The 8708-nt window shown below is 28.4% G+C and carries 8 protein-coding genes and 1 pseudogene; 1 reads left to right on the top strand and 8 read right to left on the bottom strand.

All coding sequences use genetic code 11. The features are described 5' to 3' along the window. Positions 1–681, top strand: a pseudogene (locus ACJAX4_RS19475) (HNH endonuclease); the annotation flags it as partial. A 241-nt stretch (positions 682–922) separates the two neighbouring features. Here ACJAX4_RS19475 and ACJAX4_RS19480 read toward each other — a convergent pair. The 8 genes from ACJAX4_RS19480 to ACJAX4_RS19515 all read right to left on the bottom strand — a co-directional run bounded on the left by ACJAX4_RS19480 (position 923) and on the right by ACJAX4_RS19515 (position 8385). After that, a complete protein-coding gene (locus ACJAX4_RS19480; protein ID WP_435791099.1) occupies positions 923–1246 on the bottom strand; it encodes a hypothetical protein in 324 nt (107 codons plus the stop codon). Positions 1247–2203: 957 nt separating this feature from the next. Continuing rightward, positions 2204–3337, bottom strand: coding sequence for a hypothetical protein (locus ACJAX4_RS19485; RefSeq protein ID WP_435791100.1), 1134 nt, complete (start codon positions 3335–3337; stop codon positions 2204–2206). Between the two features lie 16 nt (positions 3338–3353). Next, complete coding sequence (locus ACJAX4_RS19490; RefSeq protein ID WP_435791101.1) at positions 3354–4610, bottom strand: hypothetical protein; 1257 nt, start codon at positions 4608–4610, stop codon at positions 3354–3356. A gap of 4 nt (positions 4611–4614) precedes the next feature. Then, positions 4615–5508 carry an ABC transporter ATP-binding protein gene (locus ACJAX4_RS19495; protein WP_435791102.1) on the bottom strand — a complete coding sequence of 298 codons (894 nt, stop codon included), beginning with the start codon at positions 5506–5508 and terminating at the stop codon, positions 4615–4617. A gap of 1 nt (position 5509) precedes the next feature. After that, positions 5510–6271: a hypothetical protein gene (locus tag ACJAX4_RS19500; RefSeq protein WP_435791103.1), complete on the bottom strand. Its 762-nt coding sequence runs from the start codon at positions 6269–6271 to the stop codon at positions 5510–5512. Next, positions 6264–6818, bottom strand: coding sequence for an RNA polymerase sigma factor (locus tag ACJAX4_RS19505; RefSeq protein WP_435791104.1), 555 nt, complete (start codon positions 6816–6818; stop codon positions 6264–6266). The genes ACJAX4_RS19500 and ACJAX4_RS19505 overlap by 8 nt, the downstream gene beginning before the upstream one ends. Positions 6819–7092: 274 nt before the next feature. Then, complete coding sequence (locus ACJAX4_RS19510) at positions 7093–7668, bottom strand: recombinase family protein (RefSeq protein WP_435791105.1); 576 nt, start codon at positions 7666–7668, stop codon at positions 7093–7095. A gap of 498 nt (positions 7669–8166) precedes the next feature. Further along, positions 8167–8385: a DUF7668 domain-containing protein gene (locus ACJAX4_RS19515; protein ID WP_435791106.1), complete on the bottom strand. Its 219-nt coding sequence runs from the start codon at positions 8383–8385 to the stop codon at positions 8167–8169. Positions 8386–8708 lie beyond the last annotated feature (323 nt).

Consider the following 8708-nt stretch of genomic DNA (forward strand, 5'->3'; position numbering starts at 1 on the left):
ATAACTATGATGGGTGTAAATGTTTGTCCTTATTGTAATAGAGAATTTATAAGTAGCTATGTTCACAATAATAGAATAAAAACTACAGCAGATTTAGATCATTTTTATAGTCAAGATAAGTACCCTTTTTTAGGATTATCTTTATATAATTTTATACCAAGTTGTCAGATATGTAACTCAAGGTTTAAGATAGCAGATGATTTTTATTATAAGAAACATATATATCCTTACACAGAGAATTTTGGGCGAAATGCTCAGTTTAAAACTGATTTTTATACGGATGAAGATATAGATAGAAAAGAGAATATGGAAAAATTAAAATATAATGATAGATATGATATAGGTTATTTATTAGGTAATTCAGATAATTTTAAAATAGAAATTAAACCTGGAAATCCTGAAAGTGAGATGGGAAAGAAAATAATAAATTCAATAGATACTTTTCATATTGAGAAGTTATATAATTTTCACAAAGATTATGTCAGAGAACTTATTAAAAAAGCAATCATTTATAATGAAAGTAGAATAGAGGAGTTATATACTCAATATCCAGAACTTTTCAGCAGCAGAGAAGAAGTGCTACAAATGGTGGTTTCAAATTACATAAGTGATGAAGATTTAGGAAAAAGGCCATTAGCAAAATTGACAAAGGATATTTGTGAAGAATTAAGATTAAGGTAATTTATATAAAACAGTCAGTACCATTTTGGATATATTAAGAAAAAATGAAGGGCGGATTAACTATGCTAGGTATTAAATTTCAAATGAAAAAAACAACGGTATTCTCCAAGCATCATCTAAAGGCTAGACTAGGGGTACGGCAACGACTAATGTAAAAATAACCTCCTAGAAAATAGCATTAAAAAGGGCTATCGCCCTTAGTCGATTGCGACACATTAAATGAATATTGAGACTTTAATATTTACTCTTGAAAAGTACCTCTACACCATGTATTTTCATTGCATTTATGACAATATAATCGTCTATGATACAACTGATTTGTGAGGCTAGTAAAATAACTCTTAAAACTCGCCCACAATGTCATTTTGAATCTTTCACCACATTCATCACATACCCATATACAACTAAAGGTTCTCCAACTAATTAACACCACTATAAAAAAAGAATAAAGTAACACGCATAATATAACAAATAAAATATTATTAACCTTTAGGTTTACGACAGCCATAATAGATGTCATTGCAATATATATACATACTCTAATTAAAACACTTATACTTTTCAAATCAATTCCCCCTATATTAATTTTAATTGTTACGTTGTTTTTTACAGTCGCATTGCAACTTAAGAATATTATTTACCTATTTTAATTCCTGTTCACTTAATGAATCAACATATTCTTTGGCTTCAATTAACAATACTCCTCCCATAAGTCCCCAAATAATTATAACATTCATAATTCTACCTTTCAGATTCACATAAAAATACGAACACGACACAAAATACTTGCTTAATTATCTTATTCTATATAATAGATCTACAATCCTTTAAAAATATATTTCAAAGATATAATGCCGTGAACCCAAAATTTTACGGCATTTGTTTATACCTATCTAATTAAGAATACACACTACTTTTATGCATTCATTATAAAATAAAAATCATTCAACATAAAAAAGGTTATATTGAACCAAAATATTGGCACTACCCCCTATCTAATTTACATCTTATTGATATGAATTTATTACTTGTGTCGTCCATAAAGAAGATCGCGCAATAAAAAATACCACAAATTCATTTTACTGAAGGTTGCGGAATCTTTATTTATTGTTCCTTTTTATAGTTTTAGTACCACCACCGATTTCCCTTTATAAACTATGTTGTGAATGTTTGTGTTAGTAAAAGTGTGAAAATGAGAATTTCAAATATACCTCCAAGTCTGTAAATAAAAATTTTAAAATCAATAACCTCTAATTCATTAATCATGAAAATACTTCTAATAGCATTTCGCATTTTGAAAACTCTTATAGGGCATATAATCATAAATAAGCCCATAATTTAGCCTATAGCACAAAGTTCTCGAGCAAACTTCACAAAAACACTCCTCCTCTTAATTCAGCAGTACCACAATTCTATGTCCGTATGGCATTTCCTAAGTATATTTTTAACTACATATTTTACCTTAATTAAGAATCACCGACCAGTACATTCTTTAACATATAAATTGCTTATATATAACTATTCAATTAATAATATCTATTACTTTTTCTTTTTTCCCCCTAATAGCTATAAGTATCACTCCAATGGAAACTAAAATGAAATAAGCCAAAGGTTGAAAATATTTAGGAAACCAAATAGTTGTTACTCTATCCATAAGGTATTTAGAAGACATAGTTAGGACAATAAAAGTTATTGGCACCTGCACTCCTATAAGTGTTATATAATTAGGTGCTATCCTTGAAATAAAGGTTACTATTAAAGTAACAGCAAAGCATAAAACATATACTGCGGCTACTGTAAGAGCTATATATTGCACAAAGTTAATATTATACCAAGAAAAACTAAAGTTAAAAACTGAATTTATACTAGAATTTAAAAACAATCCTACTTTATTATGTGAATATAACATAAAGAAGCAAGCAAGCTGTATACTTATAATTATAAAGCTTGATATTAGTGCTGCAAGTATTTTAGTTTTAAATGTTTTTCTTCCTGTCTTAGATGTATATTGAAGTTGATTTACCTTGTTTATACTATCCTTTATATAAATGGGCGAAATCATAAATATTATATTTAAGACTATAAGCATTGCCACATTTTTTATTAAGTTATTATAATTTTTAAAAACAAACGATGGAAGTATAGATGTTATAGAACCATTTTTAACTACATCATTATATCTTGCTATTTGATTTTTATTAAAACTAGAGTCTATATGTTCAATTCCTTCATATCGTTCTATTAACCACTCTCTAGTCTCTAACTCCCAGAATATATCTACCTTATCCTCGTAAAAAGCTTTATTGTGTAATTTATCTAACTCTTCATCACCACTACCCATTTCTTTAAATTTCTCATATGTAGTTATCCCTACGGCTGCAAACTCTGGCCTAGCCTTAAGATACTTGTTAGCCTCCTGAATCTGGTTATTGTATAGCTGCTTAAAGTTTATAAATTCTTTTTTATCCATAGAGGTTCCATAATCCTTTACCATTTGAATACTTATTTTATAATTGTCCTTTTCTGGTCTTCCATTAGGAAAATATTCGAAATCAAAACTTATGAATAGATAATACATTATTAAGCTAATAAACATAATTATAATAACCATCTTAAAATTAAAAATTTTCTTTATCTCATTAAAAACTATCCGCATGATATACTTCCTTTCACTAATTTAGATTTTGTTTTTTAAATCTTCTTGTGCAAATCCAACATATAGTTAGCAGAACTCCTAACCATACAGCTATTGTAATCACTTCATAATACTTAAAAGTAGCAAAAGGTCCTTTTTCCATAAACCACAAACACGAATTTGAAATAAGTACAAAAGGTGTAAAATAAGCTGCAAAAATAGCATTACTATCACGTAACATGACACCTGGAATAATTAAAAATATTCCAAATATTATGGCAAAGGTAAAGAAAACTATATAGCTGTTTTTTATAAAACTTGATATTATAAAAGTAATACAAGTAAACAGTATTTCGCATGCATAAACAAGCCCAATACAATAAAACAAGTATTTCAAAAATGACATATCCCACCAAGATATATATGGTACATTGTCTTCCCAATTGAATCCACTACTTATAGGAACACCCCAAAGTCCAGAATAACTAACTACACTAAAATATACCACCAGTGAAACAGCAATAATGATTGTGGTAACCAATATACTGGAAAATATAGCTACATAAAATTTATCTGTATCAAGCTTCCTTCCTCTCTTTGTTGCATATACTACAGATTGAGTCTTGTTTTCAAACTCATAGTTAGTCAGATATCCTGTAATAAGAACAACTAAAATCATTATTTCGTAGATGAAAGTCCTAAACAGTGTTTTAAAGAGCAATGTATGCATTTTATAAGCTTTTCCTATGAAAAATAAATTCTTGTGTTCACCATTTTCTTTTAATTTATCAAATCTTTTAGATAGTTTTGAATACTGTATTCTTACTGTGTCAGAAGCCTTACCACTAAGCTTGTACATAGCTATTCCAGACTCTCCCATTTCCGCTATATCAATATCCTTGTAGCTTATATCAATGTCTTTTGCATTATAATAATAGTTCTCAACAATTTTTACTTCATTGAAGAATTCCAATTGTTCTTTTGTGTAAATATCAACTTTATTGTAATTATTTAAAAACATTGTAGCAGACGTATAGGTCTTAGACATCTTTTGTGAAGTTATACTATTTAACTTTTTTAACTGGTCGTTATAGTATAATCCAAAGTCATCCATCATTTTGTCGTTTATCTCATATCCAAATTTGTCCACAATCTTATTTAACACCTTTAATTCATTTGTATAATAAGTACTACTAAATATAATAAAAATATTAAAGACAATAAATACAGCTATTAATCCAATTACGACTGAGGAAGTAATCACCTTTCTAAGTTCATTTAACTTTATACTCACACCTCTATACCTCCACTACTAAGGGTTCATCGTTGTAAATATAGAGAAATGTGTCCTCTAAGTTTGGTTGCACCGCATTCCAATTACTAGGAGTAGACTCATTATCAATGGATTCTTCACTAATAAATCTAACTATTAACTTTCCATCTTCTTGCTTTTCAGATAGTGTTAAATATTGTTTTCTAAAACTCTTAGCATCATCAAATTTAATTTCTGTTTCATAAACAAGCCCTTTAATTATTTTGCAAATATTTTTAATGCTATCTTTATAAAGTACCTCATTATCTTTTATCATAATAATTTCATTTGCTATGGATTCAACATCTGTTACTATATGAGTTGAAAGAATAACTATTCTATCTTTTGATAATTCTGTAAGAAGATTTCTAAATCTTACCCTTTCCTTTGGATCCAGGCCAGCAGTAGGCTCATCTAAAATAAGAATTTTAGGATCATTTAACATTGCTTGAGCTATGCCTACCCGCTGAATCATTCCTCCAGAAAACTTTCTCATTTTTTTAGTTTCTACAGATTCAAGTCCAACAAGCTTCAAAAGCTCTCCTACTCTGTTTTTAGCCTTACTTCTATCAATTCCTTTTAGCGCAGATATATACAGCAAATATTTTTTAGGACTATAGTTTTTGTAATATCCGAATTCTTGTGGCAGATAACCTAATATATCACGATATTTCTCATCTAGTTTTACTATATCAGTCCCATCATATAGTATCTCACCTTTGGTAGGAAAAATTAGTGTAGTAAGCATCTTAATAAGTGTGGTTTTCCCAGCACCATTAGGTCCAAGCAAACCATAAACACCATTTTCAAACTCAAGATTAATATTTTTAAGTACACAAAAACTCCCGAAATTCTTACTAACATTATTAACTAGTAGCACGTTAAATCACCCCTTGCGTATTTTTAAAAGTAATAAGTTTTTTAAGATTATAAATATAAGCACATAAGAAAGCGAAAGTTACAATCAAATATACATAAATAGGAATCTTATTTAAAAACATATTATAGATTTCCTTGCTAAATGTGGATACTCCCAAGTTTATAATTACCCAAGTACATATTGCAAAATATACTGTAAATGTGGAATGCATTTTAAAAATTATATATAAAAAAATTGTTGAAAATAAAAACAGAGAAGTAACTGAAATCATGAAAGCTTGCAGAAAATTTATTTGTTTATAAATTGCAGCCAATAAATAGAGCACTGAAACATTAAAAATAATACAGAAAACGCTGAACACAAGCATTCTAAAGGCAGCTAACTGATATACATTATATTTACAGGTCATTTCTATATCATAGGTATCCTTTTGTTTTGTATTTATAAAAGATACCAAAGAAATAGCAAAATATAAAACTGGTGAGAACATAAAAATGAACGAGTATATACCTCCATTATTTACATTCATTGAAATGTTAGAACTAATAGCTATAAAAACTAAAATTGATAGTACAATTAAGACTGCGAAGACAAGTTCCGTTACATCATGAAATAAATTCTTTATACCAATTTGTTTGTACATATTTTTTATATAAGAATTAAATGATTGTTGAGGCTTAAGCCCTTTGGCTATTATAGTGTTTATTTGAGAGTTTATTGTATTGTCATCTGGAAAATCTATATACGGTTCATGTTTATCCATTATTATCCTCCCATACAATTTTCTTAACTTTTCTAATGATTGAGTAGTATTTTGTTTTTACTGTAGATTCAGTTATATTAAGCACGTCTGATATTTCTAAAAAAGTGTACTCTGCAAAAATTTTAAGTCTAAGAATTAACTGAGAAGAAGCATCAAATCTATTTACTACATTTATAATTTTTTCAGCCTCTTGTTTATTCTCAATATTAACTGTAAAGTCCTCAGTATCATGTAAATCGTAGTCATTAATAGACGCTACTATAGTACTGTATTTATAATTTCTTGAGCGATAATAATCAATAAGCTTATTTGTTGCTATTTTATACAGCCAAGTTCTAAAGGTAGCTTTACCTTCATCGTAATTATTTATGGATTGGAGCATACCTATAAATATTTCCTGCGTAAGGTCCATAGACAATTCTTTATTTAATGTTTGCTTATATATGTAAGCATACATTTCTTTATAGTATTTATTTATAAGATCATTTGACGCAACTGCATGCGATTTCAACTTAATTTGTCTTATCCACCGTTTTTGCTTGTCCATATTTAATCACTTACTCTCACTTTCTAACCATTCTAACTATATATTCGTAATAACGACTCAAATAGTTTTAAAAAGGTTAATATTACTTGCAATTAATTGTTAGCACTATAAAATTTAAACTTTTTGGTAATATTAAAAAAATAATAGAAATGTAATCTATGTAAATACTAACATACATTTCTATATTGTACTTTTAAGCAGTTGTTAAGAGCGCTTAAGTCAAATTTTTAGTCCTACCCATAATATTTAATCCATAATAAAAAAAGAAGGTATTTTATTTACCCTCTTCATATTGATTAATTAATTTATAAAATGTAGTTTTCTTTAAATCTAATATTTTCATAACATCAACACCACTTATATCACCATCTTGCATCATTTTATAATATCTTTCCCATAGTTTAGGATGCTCTATAGGCTTACGTCCTTTGTACTTGCCTGCTGTTACTGCAATTGCTATGCCTTCCAACTGTCTATCTTTTAGGTAGTCACGTTCAAGTTGTGCAACTGCTCCGAATACAGTTAACATAAACATGCCTGTTGGAGTGGTAGTGTCTATTGCTTCTTTAAGTGATACAAATATTACACCTTTATTATTCAATTTTTCTATTAATTCTATAAGATCTTTTGTATTTCTTGCAAATCTACTAATACTATCTACAACTAACTTATCCCCACTTTTTAGTGCAGCCATCATATTACTTAATACGGGTCTATCTGTTACATTCTTACCACTAACCTTCTCAATATAAACATGATCCAATGGAACATCATTTTCTTTAGCTTTTACCTCTTGTCTAATTGTATTTTGTTCTTTGCTTGATACTCTAATGTAAAAATATGTTTTCATATAAACACCTCATTAGATAATTATATATAATAGTTCGTTTAAAGTCGATATATTAGACGAACTGATTATATGTATATTCGCCACCATATAATGCCACTTTGAGGGCTATTAGTTAACGTTCGTCTGCGGTATACTTCAAACGAACTACTCAACACCTGTTACAATTATTTAATTTAAATAATCCCCAATCAAGGTATAATCAATAAATAGTAAAAAAAATAACAAGTACCCCAGCCCTGAGGTACTTGTATTTGTTATAATGTGTCGGATAGGAGTCTAACCTGCGACCAACTGGTTCGTAATGTGATGTTTTAAGCAATTTTAAATAGTACTCAAAGTGGCTTAAATGCTCATTTTACTTTTCAAACTATACTTGTCTATCCCCATTTATTTTAAACTATAAGGGGCAAATTAAAATGACCTGTTATTTTTCTTATCATTTATGTAAATATCAAGTGCTTCAGTTTCTTTAATGGAATATTCCCAACAAAACAATAGTTACATCACATGAATATCATCAATTTCAAATCTTACAATATTATTAAATTCGTCTACTTCTATCTCGCATACAAGAGTAAGGTCACTCTTTTCTTCATTTATCCATAAGTCAAAATGCAACACATATTCTGGATGATGTGTTCTCTTGAGTAAATCAAGTTTTTCAAATTCACTTGTAGGGGTATGAAGAACATAGCTGTCCTGTACTGAAAACTCAATTCCTAAATATGGTAATAACTAAACCAATCTTTAAATTAAAAGTTCCGGTTTTTATTTTGGAAAGTGAACTTAGGTATATTAAACGCATTTTTTTGAGTATTTTAGGTCGATATAGTAAACTAAGCTCAAAAAAGTTCCTACACTCGAGATTATAGGAACTTTTTAAAGTAAGTTATTTTATAAAAATTTAGTTTAAATAAAAGGATACTATGATACAAAAATATTCAGGTCACGAAAGCAGAAAACACCACAATATATATTCAGATTTACCAATATAAGGGATTGAGTGTTCAGTAAGGCACAGTTATGTTCTTTATACCCCT

Origin of the sequence: Clostridium sp. (assembly GCF_051278035.1) — a bacterium.
Lineage (GTDB): Bacteria > Bacillota > Clostridia > Clostridiales > Clostridiaceae > Clostridium_AD.